Raw genomic sequence first — 16,488 nt, 5'->3', positions numbered from 1 at the left:
CGGGGTCACCGACTCGCCGCCGCAGCCTCACTCCAAGCTTTGCCGCCTGAATTGGCACCCTGGTTTTCGGGACAAGAGGCCGCCTTCATCCAGGCCTCCCTGGAGCCTGATCTCTGGAAGGCCGACGATGCCTCTGAGGTCGGGCGTCACCGGATCGCCTGTGAAACCTATGGAGGCCCGGGGAAAGTCCCCCTCCAGGAAGCTACTGCCAGGGCGCAGGTGGGCGCCTTTGCCTTCGAACAAGCTGGACAGCTCCCCTGGGTCATCGCCGAGCGGCATCGACGGCTGATGGAGGCGTTCAAGGTCGGCGACGCTCCCCGGGTGGTCCTAGAGGCCGGCTGGCTATGCCATTACGTGGCCGATGCCCAGGTTCCCCTGCATACGACCCGGGATCGCAACGGCAAGGCCACCCGCCAGAAGGGCATTCACAAGCGCTGGGAAGGTGACCTAGTGGAGCACGGCGTGACCTCCTTGGCGGCCCCAGCCGCCGCCATAGCCCCTGCCGATCTGCCAGCCACCATTGCGGGGTGGATCAGGGAAAGTTACAGCCTGATTCCCGCGCTGCTTGAGGCGGATCGGCAGGCTGGTCGCGCTGCTAAAGGAGATTCCGAAGCGCACACCAAGGCCCTCTGGTCGTTGCAGAACCGTCAGGTCCTCCAACAACTCAGCCGCGCGGCGGAACGGAGCGGCGGCTTGGTCCTTTCAGCTTGGGTGCAGGCCGGGAGACCTCGGCCTTGAAGCACTGAGCGGCTCGACCACCCCAGTGAGCGGAGACCCGCATTACCCGTGCGGATTTTCGCGCACAGCCTCCGTGGGCACGCCCCCGGCAGCGGCCATATGTCAGGCTACATGGGCAATTAACCTTGCCATCCGGAATGGCCCATGATTTGCACTGGATGACCACAGCCCGTCCAGAGGTACGAGGGCTCCCACCTCCATCCACCTCATCGCCCAGGCACCCAGACGGTGCCGCCCCCCCTAGAGGAGTTTGCATGAAAGCCATTACCTCCCCACTGATCTTTGCCCTGTTGGCCGCGCCACTGGCCGCGCAGACGCAGGCGGATACCGACAAGCGCATCGCCGATCTGGAGAAGCAGGTTGCCAAGCTCTCCAAGGTCGAAACCAAGAAGGACGATGCCAAGGATGGTGGTTTCTCAGTCAAGTTCGGCGGCCGGTTCCACCTGGATAGCACCTACTTCAGCGGCAACGAGAACCGCCTGACCAATGGCACCTTTATGCGGCGCGCCCGCATTAGCTTCAAGGTGGGTCTGGGCAAGGACTGGGTTGGCGAAGGCGATGTCGATTTCGCGGAAGCCGCCGTCAACATCAAGGATTTGTGGGTTGGCTACCAGGGTTTCAAGAACAGCCTCATTCAGGTGGGCCAGTTCAAGCAGCCCTTCGGCATGGATACCCTCGGCTCCTCCAACGCCACCTGGCTCATGGAGCGCTCCTACAGCGACGTCTGGGCCTTGGATCGCCATGTGGGCATCGGGTACCAGACCTGGGGCGAGCGCTGGCAGGCGAAGGTCGGCTTCTTCGGTCAGGCCATCAACGACACGACCGATGAACAGTCCGCCGCCGACGAGAATGTCGATTCCACAGGCCTCCTCAAGACCTACAAGATCTCCGGCGACCACGGCTACGGCTACGCGGCCCGCTTTAGTGTCGCTCCGATCCTGATTTCCGAAACCAAGGCCATGCACCTGGGTGTGGCGGCCGTGAAGCGCACCCCCAATGCCAGCGCCCCTGGGGTGTATGCGGTGGACTTCTCCGGTCGCCCCGAGCAGAACAAGGTCTGCAAGGAGAAGTTCCTGAACGCGGCCGTGACCAATGTCGACAACTGGATGCAGACCGGCATCGAATTCGCGGGTGTATGGAAAGCCTTCTCCTGGCAGAGCGAATACCAGCAGACCAAGGTGAACCGCCGGGGCACCCAGATGCAGAAGTGGAATGGCACGGCCCTGGTGGCCACCTCCGCCGCCGAGCAGCTCGCCAGCACCGTGGATCACAAGTTCTCCACCTACTACGGCCAGGTGTCGTGGATCATCGGTGGCCAGCGCACCTATGAAGCAAGCGAGGGTCTCTTCGGCAAAGTGGTCCCCTCCAAGAACGGTGCCTGGGAAGTGGTTCTGCGCTACAGCAAGATGGACCAGAACGATCTGACGGACGTCGATCCCGTGAAGGGCGGCGTGGCCTCGAACACCACCCTCGGCCTGACCTACTACCTGAACAAGGGGGTCCGCTTCATGCTGAACTACACCATGGTGGACAACGGTGAGAATGCCATGGCCAACAAGGCCTACAGCCCCACCGGCGTGAAGCTCGTGAACGATGACTTCAACATCATTTCCATGCGCGTTCAGGTGAACTTCTAGGATTCGCCGCCTGGTTCGGGAGGGGTCCTCGCTCGAGGCCCCTCCCGACTGACATCAGGTCTCCCGTCGATCTCTCCAGGATGCCCTCCCATGCCCCACGAACTCCCGAGCTGCGGTGCTCCGGTCCTCATTCCCCGCTGGGAATGGCGAACCTTCGCCCCGGCCTTGGATGCCGCCGGGGCGCTTAAGGAAATGGGGACCCGACTGGACTCCTCTGATCACCGGGAGATCAGTCTGATCTGCCTGACCAGCTCTCATGACGTGACGATACGAGATCGCCGTCTGTCCCTAAAGTGGCGAAAGCAGGTCGGTCAGCAAGGCCTGGAACTCTGGGATGTCGTGCTTGACGCCGACTTCCCTTGCGCTCAGGAAACCGTGCGGAGACTCTTCGATGCGTGGGACATGGCTCTTCCGTCCCTGCATCGAGCGAATTACACCATCAATGCCTTCCTGGATGAGGTCATCCGAATCCACCCGAACCTCAGAGTGGTCGAAATTGAGAAGCACGCTGAACGCTTCGCCGTGGAGGGCGCGCGGTGCGAGTGGACCCACCTGCTCGCCAACCAGACCCCATGCGAGTGCCTCTTCATCGAGCACGAGGATCCCAGTCTCACCCTCCAGGTCGTACGGCGCCTTGGTCTCCAGGCCCGACCGCACGCCAGCTATCCCTCGGGCCTGAAAACCGCCCTCCACTTTGACACCCAACACTGACTACCCACCGGAGCCCCCATGGCCAAGGAAATCGAACGGAAGTACCTGATCAATCGCGCTGCGTGGACCCCGCAAGGCGAGGGCATCCACTTCAAGCAGGGCTACCTGAACGCCCAGAAGGAGCGCGTCGTCCGCGTGCGCATCGAGGGCGCCAAGGCCAAGCTCACCATCAAGGGCATCACCACCGGCGTGACCCGCTCAGAATTCGAATACCTCATTCCCGTGGAGGACGCAGCCATCCTTCTTGACAACCTGTGCGAGCAGCCCCTCATCGACAAGCACCGCCACAAGGAAGTCCACGGCGGCAAGACCTGGGAGATCGATGTCTTCCATGGCGAGAACGAAGGTCTTGTGGTGGCCGAGATCGAGCTGGCCTCCGAGGATGAGAAGATCGAGTTCCCGGCCTGGATCGGCGAGGAGGTCTCAAGCGATCCCCGTTACTTCAACTCCAACCTCCTGAAGCATCCCTTCAAGAACTGGACCAAGGCTTAACTTCCACACGCGGGCCACCCCAAAGGTGGCCCGCCCATTCCAGGTATTGCATGGCAGCCGAAGCCGAATCTGCAACCAAAACCCCGTCGCTCCAAGAACTCCTGGACATGGAGAAGATGACGCTCTCCTCCAAGACGAGGGAGGCACAGAGTCCCACGGAAAAGTGGATGAGGTATCTGGGGTTCCCCGGTGGAATCCTCCTCTTCCTCATCATTCTCTTCCTCCCGCCCGGGGCCGGACTCAGTGCTTCGGCCCAGTCCGGCGCGGCCTGTTTCGCCCTGGCCCTGGTGTGGTGGGTGACGGAGCCGTTTCCCACCTACGTCACGTCGCTCGTCTTGATGTTCCTGCTCCTGGTGACACGCACCTCCAATGCCAAGGCCATCATGGACGTCCTGGGCATGGAAGTGATTTGGCTGAACCTGCTGGCTTTCATCCTGAGCTCCATGCTCGTCAAGACGCGCCTGGCCAAGCGCATGGCGCTCTGGCTGGTGGTGCGCTTCGGGCACAAGGCCACCTGGGCCCTGCTGGCCTTCCTGGTCCTGCAGCTGGTCTTGGCCCCCCTGATTCCGGCCACGGCGGCGCGCTGCGTCATGACCCTGCCCCTCATGATCGTGGTGGCGACCATCTACGGCTCCACGGAGGCCACGCCAAACGCCTTCGGCAAGAACCTCATGCTGCTGAACCTGGCATGCATCTCCGTACTCTCCTCGATCACCATGACCGGGAGTTCCGCGAATCTGATTGCCGTGGGGCTGATCCAGAACATGGGCGGCCACCGCGTCTACTACATGGACTGGATGCGCGTCGGCGCCCCGGTGGCCATCCTGACCATGGTCCTGATGTGGATCCTGGGCCAGAAGCTCCTGTTCCGGATGAAACCAGAAGAGCAGGTGCCCCAGGTGGAGGGTGGACTCGAGCTGGTGCGCAAGCAGCACGAAGCCATGGGCCCTCTCAGCTTCCAGGAGAAGAAGGCCATCGCCATCTTCGCTCTGGTGCTCTTTCTCTGGATGACCGACATCTTCCACATGCGGTGGTTCGGTGTGGAGATCAGCGCGCCCTTTGCGGCCCTGCTGGGCGCGGTGATCGTGCTGTTCCCCCGCTGGGGCATCCTCTCCTGGGCCGAGGCTGACATCCCCTGGCATCTGCTCATCTTCAGCGCGGGCGCCTACGCCGGCGGCCTGGCCCTGGACGATACCGGTGCCGCGGAATGGGGCGTGCGGATGCTCTTCGGAGGTATGAACCTCAAGGGTGTGCCCTTCGGCGTTGCTTACACGGTGGTGATCTCCGTGATGATGTACAGCCACCTGCTGACGACGTCGAAAACGGTGCGGACCCTGATCATGCTGCCGATCATCATCACCCTGGCCAAGGCCCTGGGCTGGAACCCGCTCGCCTTCGCCCTGCCAGCCGCCCTCTGCATCGATTGGGTGGTGGGCCTCCCCATCAGCGGCAAGCCCAACGTGATCCTCTTTTCCACGAACCAGTTCACGGTCTCCGACAACTTCAAGTACGGCATGCTCACCTGCACCCTTGGGGTGGTGATCCTGGTGATTTCAGGCGCCACCTGGTTCCACTGGCTGGGCATCACCCCCGCTTTCTGGTCGGTGGCGCCATGAGCATGCTGCGGCTGGCAATCCTCCTGCTTCTGCCGTCGATCCTGCTGGCCACGACCAGGATCGACGCCTACACCATCAAGCTTCAGGCCCTCAAGGAGGGCGGCGGTCAGGCCATGGCCACCGTGACGCTGGTGGGTTGCACCCCCGGCAACCTGCTCCTGCCCCTCGGCTTCCACGCCCCGGAAGGGCTGAGACTCGAGGAATCCCCCGCCGGCGTGAGGCTGGAGATGGGCCCCCGCGACGGTATGACTAGTCTCCACCTCCTGTTCCCAGAGAGAATGCCCCCCCAGGCCACTCTGCGATTCTCGTTCACCGTGAAGGAGGTCTTCCAGGTCCTTCAGCTTGCCCCGGGCGAGAAGAGCATCTTGCCCAAGGGCAGCAGGCTTTTCCGGCACGCCTTCGTGAACACCCAGGAAGCGCCCATCGGCATCTACCGTCTGGAATTCCTTTTCCCTGAAGGGCTCATGGCCCAGGCGATCCGTGAGCAGCTGCCCAAGCCGAAGAAGAGCGAAGTTCTGCCCCGAGTGCTCCTGTCGAAATCGGCGGGGCTCCAGACGGCCGTCCTGCAGTTCTCGAACCTGCGCCAGGGCGATGACACCTCCATGACCCTCGAGTTGGTGCCACACCGGCGCAGCCTCGGCTGGCTACTGGTAGGCCTGCTCCTGGGTGGCCTCTACCTCTTCAAGTTCAGGGACCTCATCGCAAAGAAGCGCCCTGATCCCGCTCGCTAACCCCCCGTTTCCGCCGGCGACCAAGCTCGTTTCCCAGGAGGTCTGATTGCCCTCAACCCTGCTACTTCAGTTCCTCATCACCGTCGCGCTCTGCGTGGCGGGTGTTCTGGGTTTGGCCTTCTTGTTCGCCACTCTGGCTCCCTGGATCCAGCGCTGGTTCAGGGCCCTGATCAAGAACGTCGTTCCCAACAGCAAGAACTGACCCCTCATCAAGGCCCCGCCAGCCCAGCCATGCCACGGAGACCCGTTTGCTTCCACCCCAGGCGTTCCCCTTCCTCCTCACCGTCGCCATCAGCACGCTGATCGGCATCGGCCTGCGCGATTACTACGAGCAGGAAGGAAAGCGGGACACCTTCGGCACGGTGCGGACCTTCATCTTCCTGGGCCTGTTGGGGCACATGCTTTACCGGGTTCCCGTCATCGGTCCCTATGCCTTTCTGGTGGGCATGGTCGTCGTGGGTCCCTTCCTGCTGGTCTACTACAACAACAAGGTGGCTCAACAGAAGAGCCCTGGGCTCATCGGTGTCCTCATCGCGCTGCTGACCTACGGTGTGGGTCCGGTGGTGATCCACGAGCCACACTGGTATCTGGTCGCCTTCGCCATCACCATCCTCTTCGTTCTCCATTCCAAGGGGCGCATTCGGCAATTCACGGACCGCCTGGAGACCGGCGAGGTCGTCACAGCGTGCAAGTTCCTGGCCATCGCCGGAGTGATCCTCCCCCTCATACCCGCTGTCCCGCCAACTGAGGGCTGGGTGGGGCGCCTCTTCAGCGTCCTCCCCGTCGGGCCCCATCAGATCTGGATGGCCGTGGTTGTCACCACCGCCATCTCCTACTTCGGCTACGTGCTGCAGACCTACCTCTATCCCAAGAAGGGACTGCTATTGACAGGCCTCATCGGCGGTCTCTACTCCAGCACCATGACGGTCCTGGTGATCTCCAAGAAGACCCGGGGGCATGAGGACCAGGCCCGGGAGGCGGCAGCGGCCATCATGCTGTCCACGCCCACCATGTATCTGCGGATCCTGTTCCTGGTGGCTGCCTTCATGCCGTTGGGAGCGGTGCGGTTGCTGCCGCCCTTCCTGCTGTTCTCCGCCCTGTCCGGGGGCTACGCCTGGTGGTTGCGCCGCGGCGAGCCCGGCGCCGCCGTGCCGGAGCCAGCGCCTGATGTGGAGGTGAAGGAGAAGAACCCCCTGGAGCTCAACGCTGCCCTGCTCTTCGCACTGATGTTCGTGACGGTGTCCCTCGTCACCAAGTACGTTCTCCTCTTTTACAAAGAGTTGGGCCTGCGAATGTTGTCCTTCCTGGTCGGCGCCTCGGACATCGTGCCTTTTATCGTGTCGGTTCTGCAGGGGAACCTGGGGATCGGATCCGGCCAGATCCTCCAAGCCATCGTCATCGCCACAGCCTCCAACAACATCATGAAGACCGCCTACGTCTTCACCTTCGGTCACCGCCAGACCGCGCGCCTCACGGCCCTCGGCATGGCCGGCATTGTCGCACTGTCCTTCCTTTACGCCGGCCTGGCCCTCTAGGCCCAGCGGTCCTACCCTGCCACTGATTCTCAGGGCACTCACACCCGGATGGTCCTTCCATCCCAATTCACCAGGAGCACCACCATGGCCGATCCGTTTGCCAAGAACGCCGCCACCACCGCCGAAGACGCCCTCAAGCTCATCCCCCGCGCCGAGTTCCGAACCTTCGGCCAGGGCGTCATCGAGCTGGTGAAGGAGAAGATGTGGAACGGCAAGACCGTCCTCTTCCAGGCCCGCCGCATGCCCATGGAGACCTACTTCCTGAGCGCGAAGACCAACGAGGCAAACGTGAAAGTTCGGGATGGCCTACTGGACATCAAGACGAAGGTGGGTGAGACCCCCGAGGGCTACGAGATCTTCCAGCCCCGCGGGAAGTTCCAGTTCCCTGTGAAGAAGGAGGATCTGGCCACCATCCTCTCCCACCTCAAGGCCGAGATGAACCTGACCCAGGACATGTATACCATCGATGAATTCATCGCCATGGCCCGCCAGCACGCCGACCTCGTCCCCGTCACGGTCGAGAAGATGCGCTACGGCTTCACCATCGACGGCATCATCTGTGAGTACGCGCAGGTCTGGTTCAACGGCGCCATGGTGGAGACGGCCTGCGCTGAGAGCGAGAACTACGCCGGCATGCGTCAGGTCATCGAAGGACTGGGCATCGCCGCCATGCCGAACACCAACTACCTGAAGGCCGCCAAGAAGGTCATGGGCATGGAGTAGGGGCCTTCCCGCCCCGGCCCCACCTCTGGGGCGGCTTCGGGGGGAGCCGCCCCAGGGTCATTGGGTCCGTCCATTCACCGCTGCCATGCCAGTCCCCCATTCAGATCCGCCCCGGAGTCCGACATGCTGCCCCCCCAAGTTGCGCCCTTCCTCCTGACCCTGGCCATCAGCACGCTGATCGGGATCGGGCTGCGGGACTACTACGAGTCCGAGAAGAAGTTCGACACCTTCGGCACCGTCCGCACCTTCGTCTTCTTCGGCATGCTGGGCTTCATGCTCTACCAGATCCCGGGAGTCGGGCAGTTCGCCTTCCTGCTCGGCATGGCGGCCATCGTCCCCTTCCTGCTGGTCTACTACAGCAACAAGGTGCGCCAGAAGAAGAGCCCGGGCCTCATCGGCGTGCTCATCGCCCTCCTCACCTACACCACGGGCCCGGTGGCGCTCAACCAGCCCCACTGGTTCCTGGTGCTCTTTGGCGTCTCGATCCTCTTTGTCCTGCACTCCAAGGGCCGCATCCGCGTGTTCACGGATCGCCTGGAGACCGGGGAGGTGGTCACGGCCTGCAAGTTCCTGGCGATCGCCGGCGTGATCCTGCCCTTGATCCCGGCCGTCTCACCCACCCTAGGCGCCATGGGCCGTGTGTTCAGCGTCCTTCCCGTGACGCCCCGGCAGATCTGGATGGCCGTGGTGATCACCATGTCCATCTCTTACCTCGGCTACGTTCTGCAGACCTACCTCTTCCCGCGCAAGGGCCTGATGCTGACCGGCCTCATCGGCGGTGTGTACTCGAGCACCGTGGCTGTCCTGGTCCTCGCCAAGAAATCCAAGCGCTACCCCGGACACGATGACGAGGCCGCCGCTGCGATCTTGCTGGCGGTATCCATGATGTACCTGCGTTTGCTGGTCCTGGTTTCGATCTTCCGCTTTGGGCTGGCTTTCCAGGTCGGCCCCGCCCTGCTGGTGCTCGCTGGCCTGGCCGCGGGCCACGCCCTCTGGATCCGGCGCAAGGAACCCGTTGTTCTTCCCCCCCTCATCGAGGACATCCAGACGCAGGCCAGTGATGAAGCGGCCCCAGGCACCTTGCCCGAGGGCCACGAGCCCGCCCTGCGCAAGAACCCCCTAGAGATCAACTCCGCCCTCTTCTTCGCCTTCATGTTCGTGGCCGTGTCCCTGGCGACCAAATATGTGCTCATCTACTACAAGGGCCTGGGCCTTCGCATGCTGTCCTTCCTGGTGGGTTGCTCAGACATAACGCCCTTCGTCATCTCTGTGCTGCAGGGGAACCTTGGGATCGGCACCCCCCAGATCCTGCAGGCCATCATCATCGCCAGTGCCAGCAACAACCTCTTGAAGGTGGCCTACACCTACATGTTCGGCACCCGGCGGACCGCCAATCAGGCAGCCATTGGCATGGTGCCCCTGGCAGCCATCTCCATGGTCTACGCGATCCTCGCCCTGCGCTGATCCAGGCGCCACCGCGCAAGGAGCCCCCGTGAACCACCTCAGCTTGATTCTGTTATTCACGATGGCGCTGGGTGGCACCCTCTGGAGTGCGGTTCCTACTTTCCGGGTTCTCGAGAAGGGCAAGACCCCGTCCTTCTCGAAGACCGGCCCCCGCCGTCAGGACCTAAGCGGTGCGGTCTGCGTCGATGGGCGCGCCTACCTCGCCTACGACGGCGGGCAGAATTCTGAGCACCCCGAGATTCGACTCGCTTCTCTGGATCGAATCACTCAGCCGGGTATCGTCTTGAACCGCGTGGTTGGCCAGAAGGACTTGGAGGGCGTCACCTTCCACAATGGGCAGTTCTTCGTGCTTTCTGGGCTCTCCCAGGCCGATGAGGACACCGAGTCCTATCGCCTGCTCACCTCCTTCACGCTTGACCCCACAGGACGGTTTGTCCGGCAGGAACGCTCGGTGGTCATTCGCGACCTCCTGCTTGAGGCGCTCAAGGACCTCCCTGATGAGCGCTGGTATTCCAGGGTTGCCGCCACCTTCGGCGTAAAGGGTGGCCTCAGCGCAGAGGGCCTATCCTGGGTACCCGGCCAGCCAGAGACCCTGGTGATCGGCCTTCGCTCGCCCCTCTACGGAGCAGGGTTCGGGGATCCAACCTTTGGGAAGGCGTATGCTCTGGATCGCGGCAAGGCCCTGCTGGCCTTCGTCACAAAACCCTTCTCCGATCGCCCCAAGTTCCGCCTGCAGCCCATCGACTTAGGTGGCCAGGGAATTCGGGACATCCAGTTTATTCCGGAATTTGAAGCCTACCTGGTGATTGGTGGCCCCGTAGACAAGGCCCCGGACTTCTCCCTTTGGCTTTGCCGACCCAACGGGGAAACCGAGCGGATCCTATTGCCCGAGTTGAGAAGCCTCTGCCGGCCCGAGGCGATCATGTACGTCCCTGGCAAGAATGAAATTTACCTCTTCAGTGAAGAGGGGGGGGCCTTCTGCGAATCACCCCAGTACACCTACCTTCGTCTAGGATTTTCGACCCTTGGCGAGCCGTGATTTGATAGCCCCCCTAACCTAAATTCTTGGGAAAAAGTGTCGATGACATGACCGAGTGGATCAACTCCAACTCTATAAATATATAAATGGAAGGCCAGCCATGGCACTCACGAGGTTCTCCCTCACCAACAGTCTCCAGGGCAAGTTCATCGCCCTGTTCGGCAGCCAGGCGGTCCTGCTTCTAGTGGTGTTCACACTGGGACTGGCGGGATTGAGTCGCCTCAAGAAAGGTCAGGTAGAACTGGGGGCCAACCTACCTAAGGCAGCGGTGGCCGCACGGGTACTCCACGACTCGGATGTGCTAAGGGTGATCCATGTCTCTCTGTTGGGGGGCGGTCGAAGCCCAGATTATGTCGACAAGCGCCTTAAACGGCTCAAAGAGGTTGAAGATGCCCTGGTCCTGTCCCTTGCGGAGATGGAACGCCTGAGCTGGGCGGACTCCGAGCGGGAGAAAGTCAGCACCATCGTCACTGGGATGCGAAAGTACATGGAGGCATTCCCGCCGCTACTGGTACGCGCGAAAAGGGCCACAATCGATGAGATCCCCGAACTCATCGAAGCCAACACCGGTTTCCGCAGGGAAGGCTACAACCTGCTACTTGTGCTCCTTCAGAACATCCAGGACCAAGGCGCAAAGCAGGTAGAGCGGGATTTGGCCTCCAGCCTGGTCAGTGAACGGTGGATGCTAGTCGGGCTGGTCGCCGCAATCCTCGTCGGGCTTGGCATTTCTCGTGCGGTCAGCCTGCAGGTCCGACGACAGGCGATGTCCCTCAAGTCCACCATGGCAGCCCTAGGCGGAGGCGACCTGACCCAGCGCTGCCCAGTGCAGACTCGGGATGAACTGGGCGAAGCCGCAGAAAGTCTCAATCAGGTGATCGACCAGCTGAGCAGGGACATCCAGGCCATCACGGAAGCCACCGACCGCACCGCCTCCTCCGCAACCGAGCTCTCAGCCACGGCCTCGGAGGTCAACCAGACCGTGGACGAGATCAGCCGGTCAGCCGGAGAGCAACAAACTGCCGTGTTCCTTGGCACCGAACTGCTCCGCCAGATGAAGGGGCTTTCTGAGACCGTGAGTGAAGGCTCCGAGCGACTCGCTGTGCTGGCCGCAGCCTCCAAGGAAGTCGGCGAGAAGGGACACTTCAGTGCAGAAGAGTCTGACCGGGCCATGGCCGCTATCCAGGAAAGCTCCCAGAAGGTCAACCGCATCATCACCGTGATCGCGGACATCGCCCGGCAGACCAACCTCCTCAGCCTGAACGCCGCCATCGAAGCTGCCAAGGCGGGACAACAGGGCAAGGGGTTTGCCGTGGTCGCGGAAGAGATCCGCAAGCTCGCGGAACGCAGCGCCACCGCCGCAAAGGAGATCGGGGCCCTCATCGGCGAGAGCAGTGAGCGGGTTCTGCTCGGTTCAACGGCGGCTGCCCAGGTGAGTGCCTCGCTGGACCGCATCCAGGAGAATATTCACGAGACCGGCAATCACGTTGGGGATATCAGCGGGGCCATGGTGCAGCAGTCTTCGTCCGTCGGCCAACTCCAGCGGCAACTGGATCTGGTGTCCAGCCTCACGGAACGGAATGCCTCGGCCACCGTGCAGCTGGCCTCCGCCATGCAGGAGACCTCTCGGACCACCGAAGACCTGGCGGGCCTAGCCTCTGAACTCCGGATCCTGACCCACCGGTTTAGGATCAGTTAAGGTTCCAGTGTCACCGCTTAGATCAGCCCCACTAGCTACAGTCCATACTCCTTCCAGCGTCGCGCCACCCGATCCAGGAGTTCCCCTGGGTACACCAGGTCCCGGGGCCACTCCCGGACGTAGCCATCCCAGGGGCGATTCTTGCGGGTGGCGTCGATGCCCACTTTGCTGCCGAAGGCGAAGCGATCTGCAGCGTGGTCCAGCACATCCAGCGGGCCTTCGGTGAACAGCATGTCGCGCTTGGGATCCACGTTGCTGGTGAGGCGGAAGAGGACCTCATTCAGGTCGTGGGGATCGATGTCTTCGTCCACCACCACAATGCCCTTGGTGAACATGATCTGGCCCGTACCCCAGATGGCGTTCATGACCTTCTGCGCATGGCCCGGGTACTCCTTGCGGATGGAGAGGATCACCAGATTGTGGAAGGCGCCCGCGGCCGGCAGGTGCATATCGCGGATCTCTGGAAGCACCATGCGCAGAAGGGGCAGGAAGATGCGCTCCGTGGCGAGGCCCAGGTAGGCGTCCTCCTGGGGCGGGCGGCCCACAATGGTGGCAGGGAACACGGGGTTCTTCCGCATGGTGATGGCTTCCACGTGCAGCACGGGGTAGTCGTCAGCGAGAGAGTAGTAGCCTGTGTGATCGCCGAAGGGGCCCTCCCGGCGCAGCTCGCCGGGGTTCACGTAGCCCTCGATGACCAGCTCCGAATCGGCGGGCACTTCCAGGTCGTTGGTCACGCAGGACACCATCTCGATGCCCTCGCCCCGCAGGAAGCCCGCGAACATCACCTCGCTGAGGAAGGGCGGCAGGGGCGCCGTGGCGGCGTAGGTCAGGGCCGGATCACCCCCGAAGCTCACGGCCACGGGCATGCGCTCGCTCTTGTCATAACCGTGGCGGTTGCGGGCGCCATCATGGTGCAGCTGGGTGTGGAAGCCCAGGGTGCGGTCGTCGAAGACCTGCAGCCGGTAGAGGCCCACGTTGCGGTGGCCCGTCTGCTTGTTGCGGGTGTGGCTCATGCCCAGGGTGATGAAGGGGCCGCCATCCTCAGGCCAGGTGGTCAGCACGGGCAGGTCGGTGAGCTTCACCTGGTCGCCCTTCAGGACGATCTCCTGGCAGATCCCGCGCTTGACGGTCTTGGGCATCCAGTTGCCCACCTCGGCCAGCACCGGCAGCTTGGCCAGCTTCTCGAAGAAGCCCGTGCCGGGCTTGGGCATGGCCTCCTGGACCAGCTTCTCGATGCGATCGGCGATGGCATCGAGCCCTCGGGGCTCTTTGTCCACACCCAGGGCCATTTCCATGCGCTTGAGGCTGCCGAAGACGTTCATTGCCACGGGCATGGCCTTGGCGGTGGGCTTTTCGAAGACCAGGGCCTTGCCGCCGCCGGGCTCCTTGGAGATCCGGTCCGCGATGGCACCCATCTCTAGAAAGGGATCCACCTCCACCCCCACCCGGGCCAGTTCACCGGCGGCCTCGAGCTGTTTCAGGAAGGTCTGGAAATCACGGCCCATGGGATGCTCCAGCCTCGATCATCCCACCCGAGGGGGATTCCCAGGAACCCAATGCCCCGTCGTTCAGGAATTTCCCTTGAGACGACAGGGGTTTTCCCGCATACTGATCGACCTTGCCCTGGCCGTGGGCTCCCAAGCGCATCCGATGGACTGCCGCCCACACGCCCCAAACATAGAGGTTCCAATGTTCGCAATCATCAAGACCGGCGGGAAGCAGTACCGCGTCGCCGAGGGCGATGTCCTCCGCGTGGAAACGCTGGAGCAGGATCCCAAGCAGGCCGTCACCTTCGACCAGGTGCTCCTCATCGACAACGACGGGGACCTGAAGATCGGCAAGCCCACCCTGGCCGGCGCCACCGTCGAGGCGGAGGTCATCACCCATGACCGCGCCAAGAAGGTGATCATCTTCAAGAAGAAGCGCACCACCACCTACCAGCGCACCCAGGGCCACCGCCAGAACTACACGGAAGTGCGGATCAAGTCCATCAAGGCCTAGGCTCTTTCCCGTCCCTGAACTTCTGACCACCCGACATTCAGATCATCCGAAAGAGGTTTTCCCATGGCTCACAAAAAAGGCGTAGGTTCAAGCCGCAACGGTCGCGATTCCCACTCCCAGCGCCTCGGCGTGAAGGAGTTCGGCGGTGAGCAGGTCACCGGCGGCTCCATCCTCGTCCGCCAGCGCGGCACCAAGTTCAAGGCCGGCATCAATGTCGGCATGGGCAAGGACCACACCCTGTTCGCCCTCATCGATGGCAAGGTGCGCTTCCAGGACAAGGGTCAGTCTGGCCGCTTCATCCACATCGATCCCATCGAAGGTTGATGTTGTCCGGGGAGCTGCGCTGCGCATGCCCCCGGGACCTCCATGCACAGGCCGGGCGGAGCCCGGCCTGTGCTTATTACTACCCACCCAGGAAGTGAAGACCCACCATGTTCCTTGACCAAGTCCAGCTCCGCGTCACTGCCGGTCATGGTGGTGCAGGCGCCATGAGCTTCCGCCGCGAGAAGTTCGCCCCCGAGGGCGGGCCCGATGGCGGCGACGGCGGCAAGGGCGGTTCGATCACCCTCCGGGCCAACCGGGCCCTGAACACCCTCAATCCCTACCGCCAAAAGCGGGAGTTCACCGCTGAGCGTGGCCGTCAGGGCGAAGGCGGCATGCGCCATGGTAGCGACGGCGCGAGCATCCTGCTCGAAGTGCCCCTGGGCACCGTCGTGAAGGATGGTGAGACCGGCGAAGTGCTGGCTGAGCTATTGGCCGATGGTGAGGACGTCTGTGTGGCCCGCGGGGGCCGGGGCGGACTGGGCAACACGAACTTCAAGAGCTCCACCAACCGCACGCCCCGCCACCACCAGCCCGGCGAGGAGGGCGAGGCCCGCGTCCTCGACCTGGAGCTGAAGCTCATCGCGGATGTGGGACTGGTGGGCTATCCCAATGCGGGCAAGAGCACACTGGTGAGCCGCCTTAGCGCGGCCCGACCCAAGATCGCCAACTACCCCTTCACCACCCTCGAGCCCCAGCTCGGCGTGGTGAGCCTGGACCGCTTCGGCGGCGACCTGCTGGATAGCTGGGTCATCGCCGACATCCCGGGCCTCATCGAGGGCGCGGCCTCCGGTGCGGGCCTAGGGATCCAGTTCCTCCGCCACGTGGAGCGCACCCGCATGCTGCTCCACCTGGTGGACCTCTCCGACCCCATGGAGGAGCCCGCCGAGGCCGTCCGCATCATCGAAGGCGAACTGGAGGCCTTCAGCCCCGTGCTGGCCGCCAAGCCCCGGTGGCTGGTGGGCACCAAGCTAGACGCCCTGCAGGACGACGCCCGCCGCGAGGCCTTCGTGGCCCTCTGTGCGGCCCGGGGCCAGGAGCCCCTCTTCATCTCCGGCGTCACCGGCGAGGGCCTGCGCGAGCTGGCCTTCGCCGTGGACGATGCCCTGAAGGTCATGGCCGGGCAGAAGAAGGCCACCCCCAAAGACGAGGTCTGGTAGTGCGCATCGGCCTCCTTGGAGGGGCGTTCAACCCTCCTCACGAAGGCCATCTGAAGCTGGCGCGCCTAGCCCTGGAGCACCTGAATCTGGACGAGCTGCGCTTCGTCCCCACCGCTCTGAGCCCCCACAAGCCCAATGCGGGCGACCCGGGTGCAGACGCTCGCTTGCGCCTGCTGGTCGAGGCCCTGACCGGCTTCGACCCCCGCTGCCGGGTGGAGCCGCTGGAACTCCAGCGCGGCGGCACCAGCTACACGGTGGACACCCTGGAAGCCCTCACCCAGCGTGAACCCGGTGCGTCCTGGATCCTCCTCATGGGCAGCGACCAGCTGCCAGGCCTCGCCACCTGGCGCCAGCCGGAGCGCATCTTTGAGCTGGCTTCGGCTGCCGTGGCGCTCCGCCCTGGGGCCCCCTTCCTGCTGCCGGAGGTGCCGGGGCTCCACCCCTCCGCCACCTGGAGCGGTCGGCCCGGCGAGCTGGTGGCCCTGCCCGCCACCGAGCTGGACCTAGCCTCCTCAAACCTCCGGACCCATCTGCAAGCCTCGCCGGACGAGGATCCCGGGGGAATTCCCCCCCGAGTTCTGGGTACCATCCGAACCGAAAACCTGTATCGTTAGTCTGCTCTGG

General features: G+C 63.3%; 17 protein-coding genes. 16 read left to right on the top strand and 1 reads right to left on the bottom strand.

Annotation, left to right across the window (positions count from 1 at the left end; genetic code table 11):
• Positions 1-51 precede the first annotated feature (51 nt).
• From WAS25_RS01495 to WAS25_RS01440, 12 genes are all read left to right on the top strand, one after another.
• On the top strand, positions 52-738 hold the full coding sequence (locus WAS25_RS01495) for a hypothetical protein (RefSeq protein ID WP_422309610.1): 687 nt from the start codon (positions 52-54) through the stop codon (positions 736-738).
• Between the two features lie 254 nt (positions 739-992).
• Entirely contained in the window at positions 993-2,375 is a 1,383-nt protein-coding gene (locus WAS25_RS01490) for an OprO/OprP family phosphate-selective porin (protein ID WP_422309608.1), read from the top strand.
• A 90-nt stretch (positions 2,376-2,465) separates the two neighbouring features.
• A complete protein-coding gene (locus WAS25_RS01485; protein ID WP_422309607.1) occupies positions 2,466-3,086 on the top strand; it encodes a hypothetical protein in 621 nt (206 codons plus the stop codon).
• 18 nt (positions 3,087-3,104) lie between these two features.
• Entirely contained in the window at positions 3,105-3,578 is a 474-nt protein-coding gene (locus tag WAS25_RS01480) for a CYTH domain-containing protein (RefSeq protein ID WP_422309605.1), read from the top strand.
• A gap of 116 nt (positions 3,579-3,694) precedes the next feature.
• Positions 3,695-5,194, top strand: a complete 1,500-nt coding sequence (locus WAS25_RS01475; protein WP_422309603.1) for an SLC13 family permease — start codon at positions 3,695-3,697, stop codon at positions 5,192-5,194.
• On the top strand, positions 5,191-5,925 hold the full coding sequence (locus tag WAS25_RS01470; RefSeq protein WP_422309601.1) for a hypothetical protein: 735 nt from the start codon (positions 5,191-5,193) through the stop codon (positions 5,923-5,925). Before WAS25_RS01475 ends, WAS25_RS01470 begins: the two co-directional genes overlap by 4 nt.
• Before the next feature lie 46 nt (positions 5,926-5,971).
• On the top strand, positions 5,972-6,127 hold the full coding sequence (locus WAS25_RS01465; RefSeq protein ID WP_422309599.1) for a hypothetical protein: 156 nt from the start codon (positions 5,972-5,974) through the stop codon (positions 6,125-6,127).
• A gap of 46 nt (positions 6,128-6,173) precedes the next feature.
• A complete protein-coding gene (locus WAS25_RS01460) occupies positions 6,174-7,460 on the top strand; it encodes an MgtC/SapB family protein (RefSeq protein WP_422309598.1) in 1,287 nt (428 codons plus the stop codon).
• An 84-nt stretch (positions 7,461-7,544) separates the two neighbouring features.
• Positions 7,545-8,183, top strand: coding sequence for a hypothetical protein (locus tag WAS25_RS01455; protein ID WP_422309596.1), 639 nt, complete (start codon positions 7,545-7,547; stop codon positions 8,181-8,183).
• A 123-nt stretch (positions 8,184-8,306) separates the two neighbouring features.
• Positions 8,307-9,647, top strand: coding sequence for an MgtC/SapB family protein (locus tag WAS25_RS01450; RefSeq protein ID WP_422309594.1), 1,341 nt, complete (start codon positions 8,307-8,309; stop codon positions 9,645-9,647).
• A 28-nt stretch (positions 9,648-9,675) separates the two neighbouring features.
• Entirely contained in the window at positions 9,676-10,686 is a 1,011-nt protein-coding gene (locus WAS25_RS01445) for a hypothetical protein (RefSeq protein WP_422309592.1), read from the top strand.
• A 100-nt stretch (positions 10,687-10,786) separates the two neighbouring features.
• Entirely contained in the window at positions 10,787-12,382 is a 1,596-nt protein-coding gene (locus WAS25_RS01440) for a methyl-accepting chemotaxis protein (protein WP_422309590.1), read from the top strand.
• A 35-nt stretch (positions 12,383-12,417) separates the two neighbouring features.
• Here the strand turns inward: WAS25_RS01440 and WAS25_RS01435 are convergent, their stop codons facing one another.
• Positions 12,418-13,887 (bottom strand): menaquinone biosynthesis decarboxylase, encoded by a 1,470-nt coding sequence (locus tag WAS25_RS01435; RefSeq protein WP_422309588.1) that lies wholly within the window; start codon positions 13,885-13,887, stop codon positions 12,418-12,420.
• A gap of 184 nt (positions 13,888-14,071) precedes the next feature.
• Between WAS25_RS01435 and rplU the strand changes: the two genes are divergently transcribed.
• From rplU to nadD, 4 genes are all read left to right on the top strand, one after another.
• Positions 14,072-14,383 carry a 50S ribosomal protein L21 gene (gene rplU / locus WAS25_RS01430; RefSeq protein WP_422309586.1) on the top strand — a complete coding sequence of 104 codons (312 nt, stop codon included), beginning with the start codon at positions 14,072-14,074 and terminating at the stop codon, positions 14,381-14,383.
• A gap of 63 nt (positions 14,384-14,446) precedes the next feature.
• Positions 14,447-14,707, top strand: a complete 261-nt coding sequence (rpmA, locus tag WAS25_RS01425; protein ID WP_285576631.1) for a 50S ribosomal protein L27 — start codon at positions 14,447-14,449, stop codon at positions 14,705-14,707.
• A 107-nt stretch (positions 14,708-14,814) separates the two neighbouring features.
• On the top strand, positions 14,815-15,864 hold the full coding sequence (obgE, locus tag WAS25_RS01420; RefSeq protein ID WP_422309584.1) for a GTPase ObgE: 1,050 nt from the start codon (positions 14,815-14,817) through the stop codon (positions 15,862-15,864).
• A complete protein-coding gene (gene nadD / locus WAS25_RS01415) occupies positions 15,864-16,478 on the top strand; it encodes a nicotinate (nicotinamide) nucleotide adenylyltransferase (RefSeq protein WP_422309582.1) in 615 nt (204 codons plus the stop codon). The genes obgE and nadD overlap by 1 nt, the downstream gene beginning before the upstream one ends.
• The last annotated feature ends 10 nt before the right edge of the window (positions 16,479-16,488 follow it).

The sequence above is a fragment of the Geothrix sp. genome, assembly GCF_049292215.1.
Classification (GTDB): Bacteria; Acidobacteriota; Holophagae; order Holophagales; family Holophagaceae; genus Geothrix.
The sequence above is the reverse complement of the archived record's forward strand: the minus strand, read 5'-3'. Positions and strand labels throughout refer to the sequence as shown.

What these genes read in the sequence shown, in the direction of transcription:
- WAS25_RS01470 (WP_422309601.1), top strand. Translation starts at nt 5,191, where the DNA reads ATGAGCATGCTGCGGCTGGCAATCCTCCTGCTTCTGCCGTCGATCCTG.
- WAS25_RS01480 (WP_422309605.1), top strand. Translation starts at nt 3,105, where the DNA reads ATGGCCAAGGAAATCGAACGGAAGTACCTGATCAATCGCGCTGCGTGG.
- WAS25_RS01455 (WP_422309596.1), top strand. Translation starts at nt 7,545, where the DNA reads ATGGCCGATCCGTTTGCCAAGAACGCCGCCACCACCGCCGAAGACGCC.
- WAS25_RS01435 (WP_422309588.1), bottom strand. Translation starts at nt 13,887, where the DNA reads ATGGGCCGTGATTTCCAGACCTTCCTGAAACAGCTCGAGGCCGCCGGT.
- WAS25_RS01485 (WP_422309607.1), top strand. Translation starts at nt 2,466, where the DNA reads ATGCCCCACGAACTCCCGAGCTGCGGTGCTCCGGTCCTCATTCCCCGC.
- obgE (WP_422309584.1), top strand. Translation starts at nt 14,815, where the DNA reads ATGTTCCTTGACCAAGTCCAGCTCCGCGTCACTGCCGGTCATGGTGGT.
- rplU (WP_422309586.1), top strand. Translation starts at nt 14,072, where the DNA reads ATGTTCGCAATCATCAAGACCGGCGGGAAGCAGTACCGCGTCGCCGAG.
- WAS25_RS01440 (WP_422309590.1), top strand. Translation starts at nt 10,787, where the DNA reads ATGGCACTCACGAGGTTCTCCCTCACCAACAGTCTCCAGGGCAAGTTC.
- WAS25_RS01475 (WP_422309603.1), top strand. Translation starts at nt 3,695, where the DNA reads ATGACGCTCTCCTCCAAGACGAGGGAGGCACAGAGTCCCACGGAAAAG.
- rpmA (WP_285576631.1), top strand. Translation starts at nt 14,447, where the DNA reads ATGGCTCACAAAAAAGGCGTAGGTTCAAGCCGCAACGGTCGCGATTCC.
- WAS25_RS01450 (WP_422309594.1), top strand. Translation starts at nt 8,307, where the DNA reads ATGCTGCCCCCCCAAGTTGCGCCCTTCCTCCTGACCCTGGCCATCAGC.
- WAS25_RS01490 (WP_422309608.1), top strand. Translation starts at nt 993, where the DNA reads ATGAAAGCCATTACCTCCCCACTGATCTTTGCCCTGTTGGCCGCGCCA.